At 31.7% G+C, this 20,292-nt stretch carries 30 protein-coding genes; 12 read left to right on the forward strand and 18 right to left on the reverse strand.

Annotated elements, in window-relative coordinates:
* Positions 1–26: 26 nt before the first annotated feature.
* The 14 genes from AANAER_RS00430 to nifN all read right to left on the reverse strand — a co-directional run bounded on the left by AANAER_RS00430 (position 27) and on the right by nifN (position 8,447).
* Positions 27–1,274, reverse strand: coding sequence for an RNA polymerase factor sigma-54 (locus AANAER_RS00430; protein WP_129081316.1), 1,248 nt, complete (start codon positions 1,272–1,274; stop codon positions 27–29).
* Positions 1,275–1,332: 58 nt separating this feature from the next.
* On the reverse strand, positions 1,333–1,629 hold the full coding sequence (locus AANAER_RS00435) for a 2Fe-2S iron-sulfur cluster-binding protein (RefSeq protein ID WP_044419157.1): 297 nt from the start codon (positions 1,627–1,629) through the stop codon (positions 1,333–1,335).
* A gap of 9 nt (positions 1,630–1,638) precedes the next feature.
* A complete protein-coding gene (locus AANAER_RS00440) occupies positions 1,639–1,977 on the reverse strand; it encodes a hypothetical protein (protein WP_044419155.1) in 339 nt (112 codons plus the stop codon).
* An 89-nt stretch (positions 1,978–2,066) separates the two neighbouring features.
* Positions 2,067–2,474: a nitrogen fixation protein NifZ gene (locus AANAER_RS00445; RefSeq protein ID WP_228711125.1), complete on the reverse strand. Its 408-nt coding sequence runs from the start codon at positions 2,472–2,474 to the stop codon at positions 2,067–2,069.
* Entirely contained in the window at positions 2,464–2,811 is a 348-nt protein-coding gene (locus AANAER_RS00450) for a nitrogenase-stabilizing/protective protein NifW (protein ID WP_044419154.1), read from the reverse strand. Before AANAER_RS00450 ends, AANAER_RS00445 begins: the two co-directional genes overlap by 11 nt.
* Before the next feature lie 32 nt (positions 2,812–2,843).
* Complete coding sequence (locus AANAER_RS00455; RefSeq protein WP_044419152.1) at positions 2,844–3,365, reverse strand: flavodoxin domain-containing protein; 522 nt, start codon at positions 3,363–3,365, stop codon at positions 2,844–2,846.
* Between the two features lie 24 nt (positions 3,366–3,389).
* Positions 3,390–3,818, reverse strand: coding sequence for a NifX-associated nitrogen fixation protein (locus tag AANAER_RS00460; protein ID WP_129081317.1), 429 nt, complete (start codon positions 3,816–3,818; stop codon positions 3,390–3,392).
* Positions 3,818–4,213, reverse strand: coding sequence for a NifB/NifX family molybdenum-iron cluster-binding protein (locus AANAER_RS00465; protein WP_129081318.1), 396 nt, complete (start codon positions 4,211–4,213; stop codon positions 3,818–3,820). The genes AANAER_RS00460 and AANAER_RS00465 overlap by 1 nt, the downstream gene beginning before the upstream one ends.
* Positions 4,214–4,268: 55 nt before the next feature.
* Entirely contained in the window at positions 4,269–4,571 is a 303-nt protein-coding gene (locus tag AANAER_RS00470) for a hypothetical protein (protein WP_129081319.1), read from the reverse strand.
* Positions 4,572–4,575: 4 nt separating this feature from the next.
* On the reverse strand, positions 4,576–5,826 hold the full coding sequence (locus tag AANAER_RS00475) for a nitroreductase family protein (RefSeq protein WP_129081320.1): 1,251 nt from the start codon (positions 5,824–5,826) through the stop codon (positions 4,576–4,578).
* Positions 5,807–6,259 (reverse strand): ankyrin repeat domain-containing protein, encoded by a 453-nt coding sequence (locus AANAER_RS00480; protein WP_044419144.1) that lies wholly within the window; start codon positions 6,257–6,259, stop codon positions 5,807–5,809. The genes AANAER_RS00475 and AANAER_RS00480 overlap by 20 nt, the downstream gene beginning before the upstream one ends.
* Positions 6,259–6,780, reverse strand: a complete 522-nt coding sequence (locus AANAER_RS00485; protein ID WP_129081321.1) for a thioredoxin domain-containing protein — start codon at positions 6,778–6,780, stop codon at positions 6,259–6,261. Before AANAER_RS00485 ends, AANAER_RS00480 begins: the two co-directional genes overlap by 1 nt.
* 1 nt (position 6,781) lies before the next feature.
* Positions 6,782–7,162, reverse strand: coding sequence for a hypothetical protein (locus AANAER_RS00490; RefSeq protein ID WP_170218425.1), 381 nt, complete (start codon positions 7,160–7,162; stop codon positions 6,782–6,784).
* The gene (nifN, locus tag AANAER_RS00495) at positions 7,149–8,447 is read right to left on the reverse strand and encodes a nitrogenase iron-molybdenum cofactor biosynthesis protein NifN (protein WP_129081322.1); all 1,299 of its coding nucleotides are present in this window, start codon (positions 8,445–8,447) and stop codon (positions 7,149–7,151) included. The genes AANAER_RS00490 and nifN overlap by 14 nt, the downstream gene beginning before the upstream one ends.
* 120 nt (positions 8,448–8,567) lie before the next feature.
* On the opposite strand from nifN, the gene AANAER_RS00500 reads away from it, so the two are divergent.
* The gene (locus tag AANAER_RS00500) at positions 8,568–8,879 is read left to right on the forward strand and encodes a hypothetical protein (protein WP_129081323.1); all 312 of its coding nucleotides are present in this window, start codon (positions 8,568–8,570) and stop codon (positions 8,877–8,879) included.
* On the opposite strand, the gene AANAER_RS00505 is transcribed toward AANAER_RS00500, so the two are convergent.
* The 3 genes from AANAER_RS00505 to nifE all read right to left on the reverse strand — a co-directional run bounded on the left by AANAER_RS00505 (position 8,876) and on the right by nifE (position 12,237).
* The gene (locus AANAER_RS00505) at positions 8,876–9,904 is read right to left on the reverse strand and encodes an AI-2E family transporter (protein WP_129081324.1); all 1,029 of its coding nucleotides are present in this window, start codon (positions 9,902–9,904) and stop codon (positions 8,876–8,878) included. The genes AANAER_RS00500 and AANAER_RS00505 overlap by 4 nt on opposite strands.
* Before the next feature lie 237 nt (positions 9,905–10,141).
* Positions 10,142–10,750: a hypothetical protein gene (locus AANAER_RS00510; RefSeq protein ID WP_129081325.1), complete on the reverse strand. Its 609-nt coding sequence runs from the start codon at positions 10,748–10,750 to the stop codon at positions 10,142–10,144.
* A gap of 134 nt (positions 10,751–10,884) precedes the next feature.
* Complete coding sequence (nifE, locus tag AANAER_RS00515; RefSeq protein ID WP_129081326.1) at positions 10,885–12,237, reverse strand: nitrogenase iron-molybdenum cofactor biosynthesis protein NifE; 1,353 nt, start codon at positions 12,235–12,237, stop codon at positions 10,885–10,887.
* Between the two features lie 116 nt (positions 12,238–12,353).
* Between nifE and AANAER_RS00520 the strand changes: the two genes are divergently transcribed.
* Genes AANAER_RS00520 through AANAER_RS00540 form a run of 5 tightly spaced genes read left to right on the forward strand, consistent with a single transcriptional unit; the run spans position 12,354 to position 15,706 of the window.
* The gene (locus tag AANAER_RS00520; RefSeq protein ID WP_044419134.1) at positions 12,354–12,743 is read left to right on the forward strand and encodes a NifB/NifX family molybdenum-iron cluster-binding protein; all 390 of its coding nucleotides are present in this window, start codon (positions 12,354–12,356) and stop codon (positions 12,741–12,743) included.
* Positions 12,744–12,745: 2 nt separating this feature from the next.
* Complete coding sequence (locus tag AANAER_RS00525) at positions 12,746–13,126, forward strand: 4Fe-4S dicluster domain-containing protein (RefSeq protein WP_044419133.1); 381 nt, start codon at positions 12,746–12,748, stop codon at positions 13,124–13,126.
* 3 nt (positions 13,127–13,129) lie between these two features.
* Complete coding sequence (locus AANAER_RS00530) at positions 13,130–14,104, forward strand: NifU family protein (RefSeq protein WP_129081327.1); 975 nt, start codon at positions 13,130–13,132, stop codon at positions 14,102–14,104.
* Positions 14,101–14,460, forward strand: coding sequence for a NifB/NifX family molybdenum-iron cluster-binding protein (locus AANAER_RS00535; RefSeq protein ID WP_129081328.1), 360 nt, complete (start codon positions 14,101–14,103; stop codon positions 14,458–14,460). The genes AANAER_RS00530 and AANAER_RS00535 overlap by 4 nt, the downstream gene beginning before the upstream one ends.
* Before the next feature lies 1 nt (position 14,461).
* Entirely contained in the window at positions 14,462–15,706 is a 1,245-nt protein-coding gene (locus tag AANAER_RS00540; RefSeq protein WP_044419128.1) for an FprA family A-type flavoprotein, read from the forward strand.
* 79 nt (positions 15,707–15,785) lie between these two features.
* On the opposite strand, the gene AANAER_RS00545 is transcribed toward AANAER_RS00540, so the two are convergent.
* On the reverse strand, positions 15,786–15,971 hold the full coding sequence (locus tag AANAER_RS00545) for a hypothetical protein (protein WP_129081329.1): 186 nt from the start codon (positions 15,969–15,971) through the stop codon (positions 15,786–15,788).
* A gap of 134 nt (positions 15,972–16,105) precedes the next feature.
* Here AANAER_RS00545 and nifB point away from each other — a divergent pair, with 134 nt between their 5' ends.
* From nifB to AANAER_RS00575, 6 genes are read left to right on the forward strand one after another with little or no spacing between them, the layout of a single operon-like run.
* Positions 16,106–17,554, forward strand: coding sequence for a nitrogenase cofactor biosynthesis protein NifB (gene nifB / locus AANAER_RS00550; protein ID WP_129081330.1), 1,449 nt, complete (start codon positions 16,106–16,108; stop codon positions 17,552–17,554).
* Between the two features lie 16 nt (positions 17,555–17,570).
* Positions 17,571–17,855: a hypothetical protein gene (locus AANAER_RS00555; protein ID WP_129081331.1), complete on the forward strand. Its 285-nt coding sequence runs from the start codon at positions 17,571–17,573 to the stop codon at positions 17,853–17,855.
* Positions 17,856–17,904: 49 nt separating this feature from the next.
* On the forward strand, positions 17,905–19,020 hold the full coding sequence (nifV, locus tag AANAER_RS00560; RefSeq protein WP_129081332.1) for a homocitrate synthase: 1,116 nt from the start codon (positions 17,905–17,907) through the stop codon (positions 19,018–19,020).
* Entirely contained in the window at positions 19,002–19,808 is an 807-nt protein-coding gene (locus AANAER_RS00565) for a hypothetical protein (RefSeq protein ID WP_129081333.1), read from the forward strand. Before nifV ends, AANAER_RS00565 begins: the two co-directional genes overlap by 19 nt.
* 19 nt (positions 19,809–19,827) lie before the next feature.
* A complete protein-coding gene (locus tag AANAER_RS00570; RefSeq protein WP_129081334.1) occupies positions 19,828–20,037 on the forward strand; it encodes a CCE_0567 family metalloprotein in 210 nt (69 codons plus the stop codon).
* Positions 20,038–20,051: 14 nt separating this feature from the next.
* Positions 20,052–20,291, forward strand: coding sequence for a hypothetical protein (locus AANAER_RS00575; protein ID WP_044419118.1), 240 nt, complete (start codon positions 20,052–20,054; stop codon positions 20,289–20,291).
* Position 20,292 lies beyond the last annotated feature (1 nt).

The following is a 20,292-nucleotide window of genomic DNA, read 5'->3' on the forward strand; positions in this document are numbered from 1 at the left end:
AGATAAAAGGAGGTCTATTTTCTAATTTATAGATTCTCTACTTTATATAATTTTTTTCTCTCTTTTGAAGAAGGAATATCAAGCATTTTTCTATATTTCGTGATAGTTCTTCTTACCATTTGTAGATCAAATTTTTCATATATCATATCTAAGATATGTTGATCTGTTAGAGGAGTATCTTTATCTTCATATTCAATCAAACTTTTTATATAGTTTTTTATTTGAGAAGATGAAAGATCTTTATTATTAACCGCGTTTGTAAAGAAGTGTTTTAAAGGGAATACTCCCAAACTGCACTCTATATATTTATTTGCGACTGCTCTGCTTATTGTTGATTCTGCAAAACCTAACTCATGGGCAAGTTCCTGCATTGAAAAAGGTTTAAGTTCTCCTCCTACAAAAAAACTAATCTGTTTTTCAACAATTAGAAGAACTATTTTATAAAGAGTAGATTTTCTTAAGTTTAGTAAATTTACCAAATCTCTTGCCTCTTTTAATTTCTCCCTTATGGTCTCGTTTTTTGAGCTGAAAGGATCTTTTACTTCAATATCCGGATAATAGGCATGATTTATTTTCACGTTTATATCTTCTCCTATATCAACATAAAAATCGGGAATAATCTGAATATTTGTATTTATATAATTAACAGCAGGAGGATTGTTAAAATATTTTATTATGTTTTTTGCATCTTCAAATCTATGGTGAGCGGCATATTTATCAAGATGGGAGATATCTTTTATGATTTTTTTTATAAAGTTATATAATTCATCGTCAATTTCTTTATCACAAGCATCCAGTTGAAAAAGGAATGATTCTGATAAATCAATTGCTGCAACTCCTGCAGGTTCAAGTCTTGAAAATCTTTGCCTTATAGATTCCACATACTCTTTATAAACATTGCAGGTATTTGCAATTTTTTCTATATCTCCTTCAAAATATCCCTCTTCGTTTATATCACATAAAATTTCAAAAGCGACTTTTTGCGAGTTTGGCGTGGGAAAATTAGGAGAACATATCTGCTCGCTTATTTTATCGTTTAAAGATTCACTGTATAAAGCAAGAGATTCAATAAATTCTCCGCTTGTACCTTGAGGCATAAAATTATTATAAAACTCTTTTGGCTTTTTTATCTCTAAAAAAGGATTTTCATATGAGACATTTTTTAGATGTTTCTCTAGGTCTTGAAGTGAAGTTTGCAGCATAGGCAGCCACATCTTCAAAGATAAGTTAAGGTTTTGCTTCTGTGCTACTGAGGTACTAAGTGTTTGTGCCATAATATTTATTATGCCAAAATCCCAAAAGGAATTTGGCAATTTTTTGTATACTTTTTGATTAGTATTTTATTCTAACTACACCGTTAGGTTTAACAACTTTCATTTGACAAGAAAGTCTAGTGTTATCTGTACATGTACCTGCGCAAGACTCTTTTATAACTTTTACCTCTTTTTCATTGATAGGAGATAAAAATTCCATACCTTGTTCTACTTCAACTACGCAAGTTCCACACTCTCCATCTCTACATCCAAACGGTAAAGCCGAACCTGAAGCTTCAACTACATCTTGAATTGTACTTCCGGGTTTAACATTAATTGCTAAAAAATCATTAATAATTTCTACTCTTGTTGTCATTTTTTTTCCTTATTTCTTTTTAAATGGTTTTACTAAAATATCGCCTTTGATAAGCATCATAGGTGCAATTCTAACTTTTGGGCTAATAGTGAATTGTTGACATTGATGAGCCTCTTCTTTTGAAATTGCTCCATATTTAACAAGAAGGTCTAACTCTTCATCTTCCATATAACTTGTAGGTTCTTCATCCGCAAGATTTTCAACACTAATTAAACATTTAGAATAATCCGTACTTGAAGGGATAGGAACACCTTTCTCCTTTGCTAATCTTACAATCGGTTCACCTATTTTTGCATCATAAACACCGTCAGTTTCCAGGTCAAAATGCATAAAAATAACTCTTGCCATATATCTTCTCCTTTCCTTAGATTGGTTTTTATACCAAGCCATACGAAAAAGTTCTTTAAACTCTTTCATTTGACTTGGTATTAAAACTATTAATCTTTTTTGTAATGCTCTTCTCTATGTTTTCTCATATATTCGAGTTCTTCTTCAACTTCATCTCTGTAATCTTCTAATGCTTCAAGTTCATTTTCTCGACAGCCAACGATTTCTACAGGTGCTTCTTCTACACCTAAAAAATGAACTTCATATACTCTGATTACTTGTAAAAACTCTCCTATTGATTTTATGTAACCTACTGCACCTTGGGGCATCATAAGAGTTCCTATCGGAGAGTGGGGATAAGTTCCGTCATTTACTATCTCTTTGATAAGTTTGACTTTTTGCCCTATTCCGAATTTAGGTTTCTCTTCATCTTTACCTGATCTACTGGCAGTTACACTATCATATAGAACTGTATCGGGGTTTACAATAGATTCGTGATTTATTCCTTTAGCAGCCACAAGAACCTCCTTTATGATCCATAGGTGTTCCCGCGCTACTTCCGCAAGAAGCACAGCCTTCTAATTTTCCTGTCTCATACATATTCCAAACTTCTGCCGCACTTGGTGCATGTCCGTTTTTATAATCTCCGTAAACTCTTAATAATGAAAATTTTAAAAACTCTAAAAGTTTGTTCTCATCACTTATTGAATCCAAACCTTTTTTTATAAGATTTCCATACTCTTTCATCATATGAAATCTTTTTACATTAATTAATGCCTGGTCAAACTCAATATTAAAAAATTTGAAATAATCTTCTGTATCTCTTAATTTGTAAAACTCTTCCACAGTTCCCATTTTTTATCCTTCATCTATTTTATAGATTCCTTCTAAGCCGGTATTTGTCCTTTAAGGCTCTCTATCCAGTTAGCAATTCTTGTATCTGTTTTATCAGCTTCATTATGTTGGTCTATTGCAAGACCGCAAAGTTTTCCATCCATTTCTGCAAGGGAAAATTCATAAGCATAATCCCCTTTATCTACAAAGCCGATGCTTTTTGCACCTAAATCGGTAAAAGTTTTATGAAGTTTTCCTAATGCCGAGCAGAAGTGTTCTCCATGTTTTACACTATCTCCTGCTCCAAAGAAGGCAACGGTTTTACCTGATAAATCCATCTCTTCGTCTTGCATCTCTAACTGAGGATCTACCCAAGAAAAATGAACATCTCCTTGTCCCCAAGTTGAACTTCCTATAAAAAGAACATCATAATCTTCAAATTGCTCAATATCGTCAAAATCTTCTTCCATATTGATAACATCATCTTCTTCAATCTCAAATGCTTCAACTAAAGCATTAGCAACAGCCATTGATGTCCCACCTGCAGTTCCACAGAAAATTCCTATTTTCGCCATTTTAGTCTTCTCCTTATTCTTTTTTTAGTTTTTATATTTTTTATATTTTTCTTGAGCTTTTATAAGCAGTTTTTCACCCTCTTCTTCTAACTTTTCAAGTGTTCTAAAAGAGAATCTATGGGCATCTTTAAACCCTTTTTCACACAGCACTATATCTTCTGCAAATACAACGACTCTTCCAAAACCTTCATGACTCATCTCCATTACAACAGAACACATAACTCCCGTAATTTTTTCAAAGGCAAGAGCTATTGCCTGGTATATAAGTCTGATATCTTGAGTTTGCATTTCATCTATATCTGCAATGATAGGGATGTTTTTTAACTCCTCTTTCGTTTTTACGTATTTCTCTTTTAAAAGGTCTTCATTTGATTTGTTAACCCAAGTTCCAAATTGGTCAAGGGCTCTTATTTGACCGACTAAAGTATCTGTGAAAAGTTTTTTAGCATCCATTACGCAACCTTTTTTTCAATTATTTTTTTAATAAACGGAGGAGGATTAGTGTTTAGCATATCTTGAAGTTTTTGTACCTCTTTTTCTATACTTACTACCTCTTTGTATTTGATTGTAAAGATTCCGCTATTTATAAGTTTTGCAGCAGCTATTGCTCCCACATTTGTAAAATAGACGATATCTATATCATCTAATAAAGCAACAGTTTTATCAGTATCTTTTTCTGTTACTTTTTTTATTTCACATACATTAATAGAACTTTTGCTAATTTCATAAACTGCAAACTGCTTTGCACTACCGAAATGTGAATCGATATTTTCCAAATCTTTGGTTGCAAATGCTACTTTAATCATACCTTCACCTGAAGTATTCGAAGTTATTTTTATACTACTCATGGCATTTTCCTAATTAATTTATTGTAGTATATGCAAAAAGTGTTCCACTGTAAAATTATGATTTTTTGGCAGCTTTTATAAGTGCCAGAAAATCGATTAAATCGCTTAAAAAAAAGGCTCTGTTATCAATAAAAGAGAAATAAACATTTACAAAAGTGTTTTGCCCTATAAAGAGTTTTGCATTTTTAATAAATTCAGGAGGAAGTTGTCTGTTTATTGCCTTTTCTTTGACCAATTCTTCGCATACTTCTTCAAAAAGGAAAAAAATTTCGGCAGGTTTTTCTTGGGTAAGCATATAAATATCACTTCTAAAAAGCTCATACTTTTTAAAAATATTTAAGTAGGTTTCTTTACTCATTGGACTATCTTCCTACTGCTTGAAGATATAAAATGTTATTTTTCGTATTAAGAAAATTTTGTGTTTCATCATCAAAATATGCACCGATTCCACTTGAAGAGATATTCAAGTGAGTTGCTTTTAAACTTATTATATGAGCAAAAAAGGCACAAAAAATAACTGCTTTGGCGTACTTTTCCTCTTTTGAAGTGTAAAAAAGAGTGAAACAACTCTCTCCGGCTAATTTTTGATTAAAGGCAAGTTTTGTTTCTATCTCTTTAAAATCCCCCTCTTTTAACAAAGTTACATTTTTGTAAACTCCTCTTTTCATATCCTCTATATTGTTGTTTATAAAAAATATTTCAATACCGAGTTTTTGGGAGATTTTAAATATATTTTCCGTTATAAAAGCAAACTCTGCTTTAGAAATCGACTCTTTTTTAAAGGCTCTTACGGATCTTCTTTTGTTAATAGCTGTCTGTAACTGCTCTTTTGATAAATTTTCAAAAAAAGAGAGTTCCTCTTTTATTTCAAAGTTCTCTTCTTCGAACTTTTTTACAAACTCTTCAATAAAAGAGTTTTTTATAAAATAGTCTGTAGGGCATACGGTAACAGGTCTTTCTCTTAATTTTTTAGGTTTTGTCTCTTTTTCATTATCTATTAAAACTGCGCCTTGAAAAAACTCCTGGCAGTTAAAACCAAACTCCTCGTTTAATCTTTTTTTATCAAAATTGAAGTTAAATGAAAAATTTATATTTTCAAGTTTCAATGAAGAGAAGATAGAAGCTAATTGATGACCTGTATCTAAAAGTAAGTATCTAATTGCTCTATTATCATATTTCCAAGCGCTTCTAAAATATACATTGCTTATTAAAATTACAAATTTTTTAGAAGAGGTTTCATTAAAATAGTATTCAAGTCCGTCATTGCTTAATTCATGAATTAAGCATAAAGAGTCTTCTAAAACTTCATAATGGTAAATTCCGGATAGAAATCCTTTTATTCCTCTTATTTGGATATAGATTTCACAAGGATAAAGACCTCCCGCGCTGGGATTAGTTCTTAAATTTACCTCTTCTTTACCGTATTTTTTCGAAGTTGTGATTTTTCCGAAGTTTTTTATAAATTTTAACTCTTCATAATCATCAAGTTTATACCTTCTAAAAAATTTTGGATAGGTTTTAAAACTCCTGGGTTGAGTTCGCCAATCTATAAATTGTGTCTGCTCAAAGGAGTTTTTTAAGGTTATATTTGTTTTATCGTGAAAGTGTTGCATTTTTCAGCATTTTGAATATTTTAGGAGTCACGGCTAAATCAATAGCTTTAAATCCGTCAAGATTTTCTAACGTCGCATCGGCACTGTTTTCTAAAAGAAGTTTTACAAAATCCTCTTTTCCTGCACTTGCACAATACATTAAAGCAGTAACTCCATTGTCGTTTTTAGAGTTTATATCAATACCCCCGTCAATAAGTGCATAAAAACATTCATATGATGAAGCAAAACAGGCATTCCACAAAGCACTGTTTCCGTCAACGTTTTTTATATCAAGGTTTACGCCTTTTCCTATTAACTCTTTTACAATATCGACTTTCCCTTCTCTTGCGGCTTTCATCACGGCAGAATTTCCGTATTTCCCCTGTTTATTTAAGTCGTTTATATCATAATCATTTTCTCTAAGCCAGGTTTTTGTTATATCCGTAAATGACATTATACACCCATCCAATTCTCATGGGTATGACCTTTTTGTTTAAAGTTTATTACCTCATGAAGATTCTCTTTAAATTCATCTAAATCAAAGCTGGTTTCAATGTTTGAAGGGATTTGTTTATATTTTATAATTCCCTCTTTATCAATTATAAAAATTGATTTTGCAAGAAGTTCATCATTTATATTGACACCGAATTTAAGTGAAAAATCTTTGAAATCATTTGAAACAAAGTTTTCATCTATTTTGTAAGCATTGGTGATTTTTTCAAGATTATCATCACTGCTTTTTGTGATTATATAAACAATAGCTTTTGATTCATATTCAGATAAAATATTGTGTAAACCGTTGTTATAGGCTTTAATACAAGGTAGAGTAATCATAATCTGAATTTTGGGTGCCATCATTCCTATAACTTTTGTCTCTTGGGTTATCATTTTTACTCTTACGGCAGGAGCTTCAGAATCAATTTTTCTTTCTCTTTTTTTTAAAGGGAAAACTTCTTTTTTATATGTAACTTCCATTTTATAAAATATCCTTATGTGTGATTTGACAATTTGTATCAATAATCATTAATGATTTTTTTAAGTTTTTATCTTCATCAAGCATATTAAAGAGTTTTGAAAAATCTTTATACTCTGTTGAGATCAAACTCTCGTCAAGATCATATTTTTCAACTATGCTTTGACAAATATTTCTAGGACTAGAGGTGATTATAAAGCAATCTGCTCTGTCTCTGAAAAACTCAATTGATTCACTAAGTTTTTCATTAAACTCTTTGATATCTTTAAGTGTTATGACTACTTGAACTTTTTGTTTGGGAATTCCCAAAAGTCTGTTTCTACCGTTTATCATCTCAATAGCTATTGCAGGGACTATTGGTCTTTGTAAATTAATGCTCATCATGGTTTACCTCATGGCGATGATTGTTTATGATATTCGCCATTTCAAAAAGAAGATAGGCACTTCCTTCATAAAGGGAATCATTTTTAAGTTGATTTCCTAAACCTTCAAAGTCTGGAAAACCTCTTAACATCAAAGCCTTTTTATGTTTCATTGTATATCTTTCTCCATGAAAGTTTGATATTAAAAGTTCACTATCTTCCAAAAAATTTTCAACATCTTCAAAATCTCCTATTAAAAGATTTTCACATTCGATTGTCTCCAGCAAATCATTTTTATGGGTTGTTACTATTGCTTTTATATTTGCTCCAGCTTCAATAATAGTATGAGCAATAGAGAGGCATTGGTCCGGTTCTAAAGCTAATACTACGGATGAACTGCCTATGGCGAAATGGGTATCCAAAAGGGCATCTTGAAGTCTTTTTCGCCATCTTACGATGCTAGGATGAGGAGAAGTTACCTCTTTTATTTCACAAAGTGTTTTAAAAAACCTATCACTGTTTTCTAATCCTGCCAATGAGTCGAAATGTACTAAGTTTATATTTTCGTTTTTCTCTTTTAGTTTGATTCCTGCTTTTTCTACACTGCTTCCTATTGAAATTACCAATGAAGATGATGCTAAATCCTTTATCTCATCTAAAGAGATTCCACCTGAAGTTAAAGCTCCTTGTTTAACTCCCAAATGTCCGTCAAGAGAATCACTTAAATCAGGAAGAGCTAAAGTCTCATATCCGAAAAGTGCAATTGTATCTTTTATCTTCTCTACTTCTATAGGTTTTAAATTTACATTTGGAATTATTACGGCTTTTTGAGAATCTATCTCTTTTGTAGGAGTTACAAGCTGCTCTATAATTGCTTCAATAGATTTTGCAAACCCGCTCTCAATAGAACCTTCAAAATCGGGAGTATTTACATAACAGATTGTTTGTTGATCTTGAAGCAAAAGAGTTGCTCCTTTTATATCATCCCCTTTTGTTTCCGTAAGTCCTGTCGTAAAAAGACCTACTAAATCAGGTTTTACTTTTTTTGTAATATTTTTAATTGATTCTGAAATTGAATAATCTCCTCCGTCAATTACTGCCGTTATATCATTTACTGCAGTTGTTTGAACGGCGATAGGATCATTAAAGTGTCTTGTAAAAAACACTTTTGAAAAGGAAGCACACCCTTGAGCCCCGTGCATTAGAGGCATACAGTTTTTTATTCCCAGAAAACAGAGCATTGCTCCCATTGGTTGAGAGAGTTTAATAGGATTTAATTGTAAAGGTTTTGAACTAATTGCTTCCATATGATCTTCCTTTTGCAAGATTTTTGTAATAGAATGCAAAAAGTGTTCCTAATAAAATAATAGGAGATTAAGAAACAAAGGCATATAATTAATCCATTTATTTAAAAGAGGGAGGAAACTATGGAAGTAGGTACTTTTCAGGCAGTCGAAGATTCAAATAATACATCTTCTTTATATAAAGGAAGTGATTCACAAAACGGCGTATTTGAAGCTCAAATGATACAACATAGTGTTGCAGCACTTCCTATTCCTGAACCTAAAGAAGTTGAAGGCGTGGATTTAACAAAAAAAGATCTGCCTAAGGTTATGATAAAAGAAGAATATAATGAAGATACCTATGAAGAGTTACAACAAATAAGACAACGTTCTATAGATATGCTTAACAGCGGTACTATTATGAAAGCAGTATTAAATCAAGAAGAGAACGCTTAATCCTTCTCTTTTCCAACATCAGACATTAAAATCGACAACCATTTTGTTGATTTATTTGAATCAAAAGCTATTTTTAAAGTCATTGTAATAGGAACGGCTAAAAACATTCCTACAATTCCTAAAACCCATCCCCATAAAATCAAAGAGAAGAATATAATTAAAGGTGATAAGCCAAGTTCTCTTCCCATAAGTTTAGGTTCAATTATATTACTTATCGAGATATTTATAACTACATAAAAGATTCCCAAAATAACGGTAGTATTTAAATCAGCACTAACTAATGATAATAAAAGAGCAGGAACAGCTGCGATAATAGATCCTACAACAGGAATAAAGTTAAAAAGCATAGCAATAACACCCCATAAAATCGGGTAATCTATATTAAAAAACATTAAAATAACAGCTATTAAAAAACCGGTTAGAAAACTTGTTGTTGTTTTTACTAAAAAGTATTTTTGGATATTGTGAGAAAAAAGATTAAAGTGTTCTAGCTTCTCATTATTGTTTTGGAAAATGATTTTTAATTTTTTTTCAAAAGATTTTGATTCTGCCAATATAAAAGCAACACCAATAATAAGAAGTAAAAATTTAGATAAAAAAGTACCTATACTTCCTATAAGATTTGTAGTAATCCCAAGAAAAGAGTTAAAACTAAGAGCATCTAAAATAGTTTTTTTATCTACTTGGAAACCGTATTTTTCCCCTAAACTGATTATATTTATAACTCCTGCTTGCAACTGTTTTTCATATTGGGGAACATTTGATAGAAAATCTTTAAGTGAAATATTTACGATGTATGACAAAAGAAGTGAAATCAGCGTAAAAATACCTAAAACAACCAAATAAGAGAATAGTTTGGGAATATGTTTTTTTTCTAATAAGTTTATTAAAGAAGAGATAATAGAAGAGATAAAAATAGCTAAAAAGAGTATTATAGCTATTTCACTTACCGCCTTAATCCCGGCAATAATAACTACAACACTAGCTAAATAAAAAAAATAGTATTTTATCTTTACGGCATCCATAATATTCCTTTAGATAGGAATTATATCTATAATCTTATAAATTACATATTTTATAAAAAACTCAAAATTTATTATATCTTAAAAGTATTTTATAGAAGTTTTTTAGCTTCTACATCCGTTGATATTTAATTTTATATTATAAATACTATCTAAATTAAGACCAGATAAAAAGTAAGCAAGTGATTTTAATTTCTTATTCTTATTTGTTATATCTTTATCAACAATTTATCATTTAAATCAAGCATAAAAAGGCGCCCCTACAGCATCATTATAGTGCTGTTGAAAAAGTTTATATCCATTTACTATATTTTGATATTGTTCTTTAACTGTACCAGTTGTTTCACTTAAATCTTGGCTAAACTTATCTAACATAGTCGAGATAAAAGCATCAATATCAATACTGTTTAATTGAGCTCTTGACAGTTCGGTTGAGACATGAATATCATCATTTGAGACAACGAAACTAGCTTCTGTAGGTTTGCCAGCATAAAAATCTTGAAGATTTATTTGCATTTCTAGTTGCATCCACATTGTATTAGCAGGATTTTCTATACTTCCTAAAGTTTCATACATTGCTTTATTTAAATTATCATTATCTGACATATTTATTTTTGCATATTGAAACATAAGTGCAGTTTTTTCTCCATCTTTTGTATCTTCTAGTTCATTGATTCTTTTTTGTATATCCTCATAGTTTGCTTTAGCTTCTTCATAAGAAATCTTTCTTATATCACCAGCTGAGTAGTTACTATAGTCAACTTTTTCATTTTCTTGATAATTTGAAGTTTCATTTGTCTTTTTAACTTGAGACACTGTATTTATATAATTATTAAACGATATTTGCATAATATATAGCCTTATATAAAAATAAAATATAACTGATTTTATAATATATGGAGTTAAAGATGAGTAAAATTATTAATTAAAGATAGATTATATGTAAGATAGTAGAAGGAAGAGTTTATCTTCTTCCTCTGATATTATTTAGATAATTTGCTCCAAGGCTCCGGAGTTCCTACAACTTTAAATACTTTGTTGTTTACGGAGTGGCAAACATCTTTTGCAAGATTTATTAAACCGTTGTAAGCACCGTAACTTATCTTTTTCTCCTGATTAACATCTACAAAAGCGACTTTTTTCTTAATTGCGGTATAAAGACTTCTTCCTCCTGCTAAAAGAATATCTACATTATGCTCATCTATTAATTTTGCTTGTTCGGCTCCGGGATTTGTCATAAGGATATCCACATATTTAGAGGCTATCTCTTTATCTTCCAAGGTTGCTTTTTTTACAGATGTTGCAACTACGTTTAGACCTATATCTTGAAGAGCACTTGCTATTGACCAAGATTTATTTCCCCCCGTATTTAAAATAGCTTTTTTGCCTTCTAACATCTTTCTATAGGGAATTAAAGCTTTTTCCAATTTTGCTTCTTCTTGGGCAATTACCTCTTCTGCTCTTTGGATTAACTCTTTATCTCCAAAAGCATTTACAATACTTCTTATTGCATTACTTGTATCTCTTTTTCCGTAAAATGAGATTGAGATATAAGGGATTTGATACTTCTCTTGCATCTTTCTGCATAAAGTTACTAAAGATTTTGCACAAACTATTACGTTAAGTTTTGCTCTGTGAGCCATTTGAATATTTTCTACTCTACCGTCTCCTGCAAGAGTAGATACGATTTTAATCCCTATTTTTTCTAAAATAGGAGTATATTGCCACATATCTCCCGTAACATTATATTCACCGATTAGATTAATTCCATATGGATGAATCTCTTTTGGCTCTCTTGTTCCTATAAGCTGGTGAAGTACCGATTCTCCTCCAAGTCTGGAACCTAGATTCTTCCCTCCTACAAAACCAGGAGAGTGAATAACTACGATAGGAATACCGTGCTTTTCTTCCATTCTGGCACATACATTATCCATATCATCACCGATCATTGCAGTAACGCAGGTTTCATATACAAATATTGCTTTTGGATTTTTATGTTCTACTAAGTAGTTAATAGAATCTTCCAGTTTTTTATTTCCTCCGAATATTACATCATTTGTATTAACATCGGTAGTATATCCCGTAAAAGTATTGTTCTCACCTTTATGGGAAGTTAGGGTTTGTCTGGTCTCCCATGACGCTCCGATACAAGTTGCAGGTGAGTGAACTAAGTGTATAACATCTGCATAAGGGAAAAGTGCAATTTGAGAACCCTCAAAGGCACAACCGCCTGATGTGGCACCCGGTTTTGGTTTATCGCATGAAGATTTTTTTGTTTTGTTATGAGAACATGCACTCTCATTTAATAGATCTCTAATTAGTTTTTTATTTACCATCTTAGACTCTTTATGTTAATTTTGAAGATTTTCATGCAAATTATATTCCTTTGAGTTTATGGAACAGTTTTTGCATTGTAATTTTAAAATAATTTAAAAAGAGCGAGGAGATTAAGATGATTGCTATACCATTAAATAAAAGTAGTTCTACTACGATTTCGGATTTATATGGTAATGCTCCATATTTTGCTCTACTAAACCCTACAACCGGAAGTTTTACCGTAGAAGAGAACATAGGTTGCGGAAACGGTTTGGATACTGCTAAATTTGTTAAAGACTTAGGCGTAACAAGTACAATATTCTTTCATATGGGAGAGGGTGTTTTTAACTATTTAAATGAGAACGAAATCAAAGTATTTTCTGCTACAAAAATGTATTTAAGTATTGAAGATATTTATAGAAGCTTATTGGAAAACAGTTGTAAAATTGTTACTAAACATAATTGCGAATCACTACTTGATCCGGGCACTGCAAGTTGTGCTTGTGAATGTGAAGATAGGAGTTAAAAATGGCTGTAATGATAACAGATGAATGTATTAATTGTGATACTTGTATTGAAGAGTGTCCTGCTACTGCAATTGTAAGTGCGGATGATTCTCCTTTGGAAGAGGGTGAATATACTTATGTAAAACCTGAAAAATGTATTGAGTGTGTTGACGGTTCTGTTCCAAAATGTTTTGATGCTTGTCCCACTCCCGGGGCAATAGTTTGGGATTTGCCTTATACTGCCGAATATGATGATTATTATCTGGAAGGTAACGAAGAGGGTATTTATAAAATCAGAGTACATAAGAAAAAAGGTATTTTCTCTCCTGCAAATCAGCCAAAACCTTTTAGGGAAGCTATTAGTATAGAAGAGAGAATGGAACATAAGGCTTTGGAATTTTAGAAGATGAAAAAAGAAGATTTGGAACATTATCTCCGTCTTGAATATCCTTTTGAGTGTTACAGCGGAGAGCATGAAGTAGGCGATGCCTATTTAGTTCAATTTACCGATTTTGATATTAAAGCCTCTAGTGAAGATTATGAAGAGGCTGTAACGCTTGCCCATGAGTATTTGGCACAGCATATTGTAAGTGAGTTAAAAAACGGAAGAGAACTTCCAAATCCAGGTGAAGGAATAGAATTTATGAAACATAGAGAAGCATTAGCGGCATATAAGAAGAAAGATTTTGAAACAGCTTTTAAAATTTGGGAAGAAGAAGCCAAAGTCAAAAATGACAGGGCAATGGCAAATCTTGGACTAATGTACTTAAAAGGTGAAGGTGTAAATAAAGATTATGCCAAAGCTAAAGAGTGGTTTGATGAAGCCAGCAAATATGATAATGACTCTGCTAATTTTAATTTGGCTTTAATGTATCAAACAAAAATCGGAGTAGAAGAGGATCTTGAAAAAGCTAAAGAGTATTTTAGACGTGCAGTTAGAAAAAATCATACACAAGCTGCTTTTAGACTAGCTCTTCTTCTTTTAAAAGATAGAAACAATCTTGATGAGGTAAAAGAGGGTTTTGATTGTATGATTAAAGCTGCTTCAAAAGGTCATGCAATGGCAAATATCCAACTTACGGGGATGGATAAACCTTTTGAAGAAAATTGTGAGTTAAATGAACACTTTAGGGCACAAACAAAAGAGAAACAACTAGAGATAATAAATGATGCTTTAGATAGATTTATCAGACCGATTTTATTAAAAGACGGCGGTAATGTTGTTTTAGTAGATTTTATAAATGAACCGGAATTGGAGTTAAGACTTGCTTACCAAGGTGCATGTGTCGGTTGTTCTATCGCTTCAACGGGAACCTATTCAATGATAGCAGATACTATGCAAAAAGTAATAGATTCAAGAGTAAGGATATTTATCCTATGAGAATTGCATTTGCTTCCAAAGATAATATCCATGTAAATGAGCATTTTGGATGGTGTAAAGAGTTTTATATTTATGAAATAGATAAAGACTCTTTCTCTTTTATCAAATCTGTAGACTCTTCAATAGAGATTGACGATGAGATTGATAAATTAACATATAAAATTGAGTGTATTGAAGATAGTGATATTTTATATGTACAGCAAATCGGTCCAAAAGCTTCAATGATGGTAAAATCGGCAAAAGTTTTTCCCATGCAGGCAAGCAAAGAGAATGAAAAAATAGAGGATGTATTAAACAAATTGATAAAAATGCAGGAAAATCCTCCAATCTGGATGAGAAGGTTAATAGTAAAATAAAATGGAAAATATTAATAATGAACCAATTGAAATAGCACCGAATATATATTTTATAGGTGCTTTTGACCCTGATATCAGAACTTTTGATATTATTATGAAAACGGCAAACGGGTCATCTTATAATGCCTATTTAATAAAAACAGATGAAGGTGTCGTAATAGTAGATACCGTAAAATTAGAGTTTCAAAATGAGTTTTTTCAAAAAATAGAGAAGCTTTGTTCTTATGATGAGATTAAATATGTAATAGCACATCACTTAGAACCCGATCATGCGGGTGCAATTCCTGAATTAATCGAAAGAGCGCCTCAGGCAAAAGTTTTAATCTCTCCTCAAGCAACGGCTATGTTAAAAGCTATTACCCATAAAGATAATATTGATTTTGAAACTGTCTGGACAAACAAAAGTTTAAAATTGGGAGATAAAACGATTAAGTTTCTGACAACTCCTTATTTACACTGGCCTGAAACTATGAGTTCATATGTAGAAGAGGATAAACTTCTTTTTTCGGGAGACGTTTTCGGAAGTCACTACTATGATAAAAGATTGTTTGACGATTTAGTAGGAGATTTTTTCTATGCCTTTAAATACTATTATGATCATATTATGAGACCTTTTAAATCTTATGCCTTAAATGCAATAAAACTGTATGAAAAATATGAGATTGATATTATTGCGACTTTACATGGACCTATTCTAAGAGATAATCCTAAAAAATATGTCGATTACTATAGAAAATGGAGTCAAGATGATTATAAAGTAATCTCTAACGGTAAAAAAACTCTCTCTATTTTTTATCTTACAAGTTATAAAAACACGCAAGATATGGCAGAAGCAATTTATGAAGGTGCGGAGAGTGTAGAGGGAATAGTTGCAAATGTGTATGATTTGGCATCTATTGAAGAGTCAAATATGATAAATATTTTAGAAGAGAGTGACGGTATTTTAATCGGAGCTCCCACTATTAATGCAGATGCTCCGAAACCTGTTTGGGATTTGCTTTCATGTATGATGCTTTTGGAAAAAAGGGGAAAAATAGGCGGAGCTTTCGGAAGTTACGGCTGGAGCGGTGAAGCAGTCGATATGATTGTTCACAGACTTAAATCTTTGAATTTCAGAGTACCTCCTTTACAAAGTATGAAAATAAAATTAATTCCTACAAAAGAGGAACTTAAAGATTGTTACAATTTCGGGGTAGAGTTTTCAGAAGTTTTAAACGGAAAAATAATAGAAATAACTATGAATTAAAAGTTAATTGGTGATGAGTATAAAATTACAGTATCTTTGACTAAAACTAAATAAAATTATACTCATCACTAATTAGTTTTTAATTTAGGTCGCTAAGACCCGAAACTTTATAAACTACATCTTTCAACTCATTAAGTTTCTTTACAATTGCATCATTACAGTGTTTATCCAAATTATATCTACTATCCATAAAATCATATATATTGTCAATATTAGATAACACCTCTTTTAATAACTGCTCTTTGATTTGCTCCTGTACTGTCATAATACATCCTTCCTCCAATTTTACTTTTATATGCATATACTATTCCTAAATTTTAGATATTTCTTCTATGGAACGCTATGTGCATGAGGTAGTGTGAAATAAAAAAATAAGCGTGGCTATAAAAAGGAGATACTATGAGTTGTTCTTGTACATCAAGTAGTACACAAGAGAGTTTAGAGCAAGAGGTGATGGATAAAATCAATAACCATCCGTGTTATAGTGAGGGTGCTCACCAACACTATGCAAGAATTCACGTAGCTGTTGCACCTGCATGTAATATTCAATGTAACTACTGTAATAGAAAATTTGACTGTTCAAATGAATCTAGACCGGGAGTTACGTCAAATAAACTAAGTCCTGAAGATGCAGTTAAAAAGGTATTATACGTAGGTGGAGAGATTCAACAACTTTCAGTTGTAGGAATTGCGGGACCAGGGGACGCATTGGCAAATCCTAAAAAGACTTTTGACACTTTTAGAATGCTGCATGAAAAAGCGCCTGACCAAAAACTTTGTTTATCGACAAACGGATTAAGACTTCCTGATTATGTTGATGAAATGGTTAAATATAATGTTGACCATGTAACTGTTACAATCAATTCTGTTGATACAACAGGTGAAATCGGTGCTAAAATTTATCCTTGGGTTCATTGGAACCATAAAAAAGTATTTGGAGCACAGGGTGCAAAAATCCTTTTAGAACAACAATTAAAAGGTATTCAAATGTTGGTTGAAAGAGGAATTCTTGTAAAAGCAAATTCTGTTTTAATCCCGGGCGTTAATGATAAAGAACTGCCGAATGTTGCTAAAAAACTTAAAGAGTTAGGCGTATTTTTACATAATATTATGCCTCTACTTTCAAAAGAAGAGTTTGGTACTTATTATGGCTTAAATGGTCAAAGAAGTGCGACTGATCAAGAAGTTATGGAAGCACAAGAAGCTTGTGGTATGGATATGAAACTTATGAGCCACTGTAGACAGTGTAGAGCTGATGCGGTAGGTCTAATCGGTGAAGACAGGGGTGAAGAGTTTACTCCTGACGTGTTCCAAGATATGACATGGGAAGCTTTAGAAGATAAATATGATATGGAAGCTAGAGCAAAAAAACATGAAGTTATTGAAAATTGGAGAGCTGCTTTAGAAGCTGCAAATGATAGAATCAAAATTGAGCAGGCATCTAAAGAAGAACTTAGTTCAACAGGAGAAACAAAACTTGTAGCAGTTACAACAGCAGGTGAAGGTACTATTAATTTACACTTTGGTAGTGCAAAAGAGTTCCTAATCTACGAAGTTGGTGACAAAGCAATCAAATTTGTAATGCACAGAAAAGTAGAAAATGCCTATTGTAAAGGACCTGAAGATTGTGACGGTTCTTATCCTATTGAAGAGATTAAAGAGACTTTAAAAGATGTTGATCTGCTTTTAACCGAAAAAATAGGAGACTGTCCTCAAGGTGAGTTAAAATCTATTAACTTAATCTCTGATGATTCTTATGCACTTCAACCAATAGAAAAATCGGTATTTGCAGCAGCACAAAAATATTTCTTTGTAAATGAATTAAAAACTGAACAAGAGTTAGGGTAACCCCTAACTTTTTAAAATGAAAAAAGCTAATAAAATAGTTCTGCTAAAGGGTAACGGACCTGTTTCTATAAACAGTGAGTTATTAGAACTCTATCCTGTTACGACTTCTCACGGGGCAATCGGTTTTCCTCTTAAATCTCTAAGAGCAGACAAAATCTATTTTGTTGATACTTTAGAAGAGTTTTGGGAAATAGAAAAAAGAATCAAAGATAAACCCTGCTGTTTTATATACTCATATGAAAATCTTGAAGATGAGGATTTAGAGAAAATCCATTCAAGTAAAATCTTAAATTTAAAATAAATGGAATAGTTTTTGCATATCTTTTTCTAATTCAAAAAAAGGTAATTCCATGTTACTAATAAACGATACAACTTTAAGAGACGGGGAACAAGCTCCATACGTAGCATTTAATACTCAAGAAAAACTGGATATTGCACAAAAGCTTTACGAAGTGGGTGCCGATGAACTTGAAGTTGGGATACCGGCTATGGGACAAAAGGAACAGGATGATTTAAAAGAGATTTTAAATCTTAATTTACCTATTAGAATTATGAGTTGGAACAGAGCAACTCTGAAAGATTTGGAAGATTCTTTAAATTGTGGATTAAAAGCTGTCGATTTATCTATCCCCGTATCGGATATTTTAATCGACGTAAAATTTAAAGGAGATAAACAAAGGCTTTTAAAACAGCTTGAAGAAGTTATTTTAGAAGCTAAAAAAGAAGGATTGTTTGTTTGTATAGGAGGAGAAGACTCAAGTCGTGCAAATTTAGGTTTTCTAAAAGAGCTTATGACTTTGGGAAAAAGTTTAGGTGCAGACAGATTTAGATATTGTGATACGGTCGGGATTTTAACACCCCATAAAACTTATGAAAATATAAGTGAATTAAGCTCTTTAAATCTTTTAGATATAGAGATGCACACTCACAATGATTTTGGAATGGCAACGGCTAATGCAATCGCAGGTTTTGAAGCAGGAGCATATAGTTGTAATACTACTGTTATAGGACTTGGGGAGAGAGCGGGGAATGCCTCTTTTGAACAAGTTTTGATGAGTTTGGTTAGGCTTTTTAATAAAGATGCAAAAATAAGTTCAAAAAGGCTGAAATCTCTAATCTCAACAGTAAGCAAAGCATCAAATAGAAGAATAGATACAAATCTTCCTATTGTAGGGGAGTATATTTTTTCCCATGAATCGGGGATTCATGTAAACGGTATGATGAAATCCAAATTGGCATATGAACCGTTTACTCCAAAAGAAGTAGGACTTAAAAGATGTTTTCCTATCGGTAAACATTCAGGAACTTCAACACTTCTTTACCATTTAAGATCTGTTGGAATTGAGCCTAAAAAAGAGGTTTTAGAAGCAATTTTACCTATTGTAAGAGAGATTGTAACAAAAAGAAAAAGAGTACTTGATACTCAAGAATTAAAAGAGTTATATTTATGTTCGTCGGTTATTTAAGAAACGATTTTGAAGAAGATATTCAAGATATATTGAATAGTGACAAGCTTTTTGAGCTAGAACTATTAAAGCAGACCTATAAAGCATATCCTCAATATTGTTTCGGTGCTTATGAGGATGGTAAAGTAGTAGGTGTAGTAAGTGCATATGAATTTGGGAAACATATTTTTATAAATGTGGTAAAAGTGATGAAAGCATATGAAGATGTATTAACAAGACTTTTTAAGCTTCTTATTCAAAATGCAAGCAGTATGAATATTTTTATATTAATTGAATTTGATAAAAAACATTATGTAGAGGCTTTTAATTTTAAAGAGCACTCTTTATTTATAAGATTTATGCACAGCGGAGAAGCCGTACCTTTTAATTTTTCAAACTCTATTGCGAAGCAAGTCAGCGGTGAAGATTATGAAAAGGTTTCAAAAAGAATTGATAAAGAGGTTTTTATGGATGACAGAGAAGAGTATATAAAAAATGACTGTACTTTTTCTAACTCTTTAAAACTCTCTACTCAAACGGGGTTTTTACACTCTTATGTTGTAAATAAAAGACATATAAAAATTTCGCCTTGGCTTATGCAAAGTGAATCCTATCTTGATGCAGAAAAACTTCTAAGAGGTGTTCTTTATTATAGAGGATTAAAGAAAATTTTTGCCTACGCTCCAAAAGGCGTAAAAGAGATATGTGAATTATATGAGAGTTATAAGTTTAAAAAAGAGGGAACCTTTGCTCTTATGTATTTAGGTGAAAAACCTGATTTAAAATTAGAAAATTTATATGCAATTTAACTAAAATTAAGGAGGAAATATGGCTGGATTAACAGAAGAACAAAAAGAAAAAAAGAAAGAATTGGCAAAATATAAAAGAAAAGTTGTCGAACTTGCGGGTGTTGTTCATGATATAGTTGAAGATACTATATGGACAGATTATGATAAACTACCTGATTTGAGTGAGAAAATAAATGTTGCCATGAAAGATGTTATCGATTTTAAAGAGCAACACCCTTTTTTAAAATAAGATAGAAGTTTTAAATGGAAGATTTAAAAAATAAAAGAATCTGCGAATGTGGGGAGAAGACAGTTCAAGAGGCTATTGAAATCTTCAAAAATACAGATCTTCCATATAAAAAAGCGAAAAAGCTTGTCACGGGCTGTAATAAAACCTGTTGTAGAAAACCTTTGATGGCTCTTTATAATATGGTTGATTTCGGTTTTGTCGATTATGAAGAGATATCTTTTTTAATTGATGCTATGAAGGACAGAAAGGATTGAG

Origin of the sequence: Halarcobacter anaerophilus (assembly GCF_006459125.1) — a bacterium.
In the GTDB taxonomy this organism is placed as follows: Bacteria; Campylobacterota; Campylobacteria; order Campylobacterales; family Arcobacteraceae; genus Halarcobacter; species Halarcobacter anaerophilus.

Coding starts and splice junctions, on each gene's coding strand:
- AANAER_RS00430 (WP_129081316.1), bottom strand. CDS start 1,274: ATGGCACAAACACTTAGTACCTCAGTAGCACAGAAGCAAAACCTTAAC.
- AANAER_RS00435 (WP_044419157.1), bottom strand. CDS start 1,629: ATGACAACAAGAGTAGAAATTATTAATGATTTTTTAGCAATTAATGTT.
- AANAER_RS00440 (WP_044419155.1), bottom strand. CDS start 1,977: ATGGCAAGAGTTATTTTTATGCATTTTGACCTGGAAACTGACGGTGTT.
- AANAER_RS00450 (WP_044419154.1), bottom strand. CDS start 2,811: ATGGGAACTGTGGAAGAGTTTTACAAATTAAGAGATACAGAAGATTAT.
- AANAER_RS00455 (WP_044419152.1), bottom strand. CDS start 3,365: ATGGCGAAAATAGGAATTTTCTGTGGAACTGCAGGTGGGACATCAATG.
- AANAER_RS00460 (WP_129081317.1), bottom strand. CDS start 3,818: ATGGATGCTAAAAAACTTTTCACAGATACTTTAGTCGGTCAAATAAGA.
- AANAER_RS00465 (WP_129081318.1), bottom strand. CDS start 4,213: ATGAGTAGTATAAAAATAACTTCGAATACTTCAGGTGAAGGTATGATT.
- AANAER_RS00470 (WP_129081319.1), bottom strand. CDS start 4,571: ATGAGTAAAGAAACCTACTTAAATATTTTTAAAAAGTATGAGCTTTTT.
- AANAER_RS00475 (WP_129081320.1), bottom strand. CDS start 5,826: ATGCAACACTTTCACGATAAAACAAATATAACCTTAAAAAACTCCTTT.
- AANAER_RS00480 (WP_044419144.1), bottom strand. CDS start 6,259: ATGTCATTTACGGATATAACAAAAACCTGGCTTAGAGAAAATGATTAT.
- AANAER_RS00485 (WP_129081321.1), bottom strand. CDS start 6,780: ATGGAAGTTACATATAAAAAAGAAGTTTTCCCTTTAAAAAAAAGAGAA.
- AANAER_RS00490 (WP_170218425.1), bottom strand. CDS start 7,162: ATGATGAGCATTAATTTACAAAGACCAATAGTCCCTGCAATAGCTATT.
- nifN (WP_129081322.1), bottom strand. CDS start 8,447: ATGGAAGCAATTAGTTCAAAACCTTTACAATTAAATCCTATTAAACTC.
- AANAER_RS00500 (WP_129081323.1), top strand. CDS start 8,568: ATGGAAGTAGGTACTTTTCAGGCAGTCGAAGATTCAAATAATACATCT.
- AANAER_RS00505 (WP_129081324.1), bottom strand. CDS start 9,904: ATGGATGCCGTAAAGATAAAATACTATTTTTTTTATTTAGCTAGTGTT.
- AANAER_RS00510 (WP_129081325.1), bottom strand. CDS start 10,750: ATGCAAATATCGTTTAATAATTATATAAATACAGTGTCTCAAGTTAAA.
- nifE (WP_129081326.1), bottom strand. CDS start 12,237: ATGGTAAATAAAAAACTAATTAGAGATCTATTAAATGAGAGTGCATGT.
- AANAER_RS00520 (WP_044419134.1), top strand. CDS start 12,354: ATGATTGCTATACCATTAAATAAAAGTAGTTCTACTACGATTTCGGAT.
- AANAER_RS00525 (WP_044419133.1), top strand. CDS start 12,746: ATGGCTGTAATGATAACAGATGAATGTATTAATTGTGATACTTGTATT.
- AANAER_RS00530 (WP_129081327.1), top strand. CDS start 13,130: ATGAAAAAAGAAGATTTGGAACATTATCTCCGTCTTGAATATCCTTTT.
- AANAER_RS00535 (WP_129081328.1), top strand. CDS start 14,101: ATGAGAATTGCATTTGCTTCCAAAGATAATATCCATGTAAATGAGCAT.
- AANAER_RS00540 (WP_044419128.1), top strand. CDS start 14,462: ATGGAAAATATTAATAATGAACCAATTGAAATAGCACCGAATATATAT.
- AANAER_RS00545 (WP_129081329.1), bottom strand. CDS start 15,971: ATGACAGTACAGGAGCAAATCAAAGAGCAGTTATTAAAAGAGGTGTTA.
- nifB (WP_129081330.1), top strand. CDS start 16,106: ATGAGTTGTTCTTGTACATCAAGTAGTACACAAGAGAGTTTAGAGCAA.
- AANAER_RS00555 (WP_129081331.1), top strand. CDS start 17,571: ATGAAAAAAGCTAATAAAATAGTTCTGCTAAAGGGTAACGGACCTGTT.
- nifV (WP_129081332.1), top strand. CDS start 17,905: ATGTTACTAATAAACGATACAACTTTAAGAGACGGGGAACAAGCTCCA.
- AANAER_RS00565 (WP_129081333.1), top strand. CDS start 19,002: ATGTTCGTCGGTTATTTAAGAAACGATTTTGAAGAAGATATTCAAGAT.
- AANAER_RS00570 (WP_129081334.1), top strand. CDS start 19,828: ATGGCTGGATTAACAGAAGAACAAAAAGAAAAAAAGAAAGAATTGGCA.
- AANAER_RS00575 (WP_044419118.1), top strand. CDS start 20,052: ATGGAAGATTTAAAAAATAAAAGAATCTGCGAATGTGGGGAGAAGACA.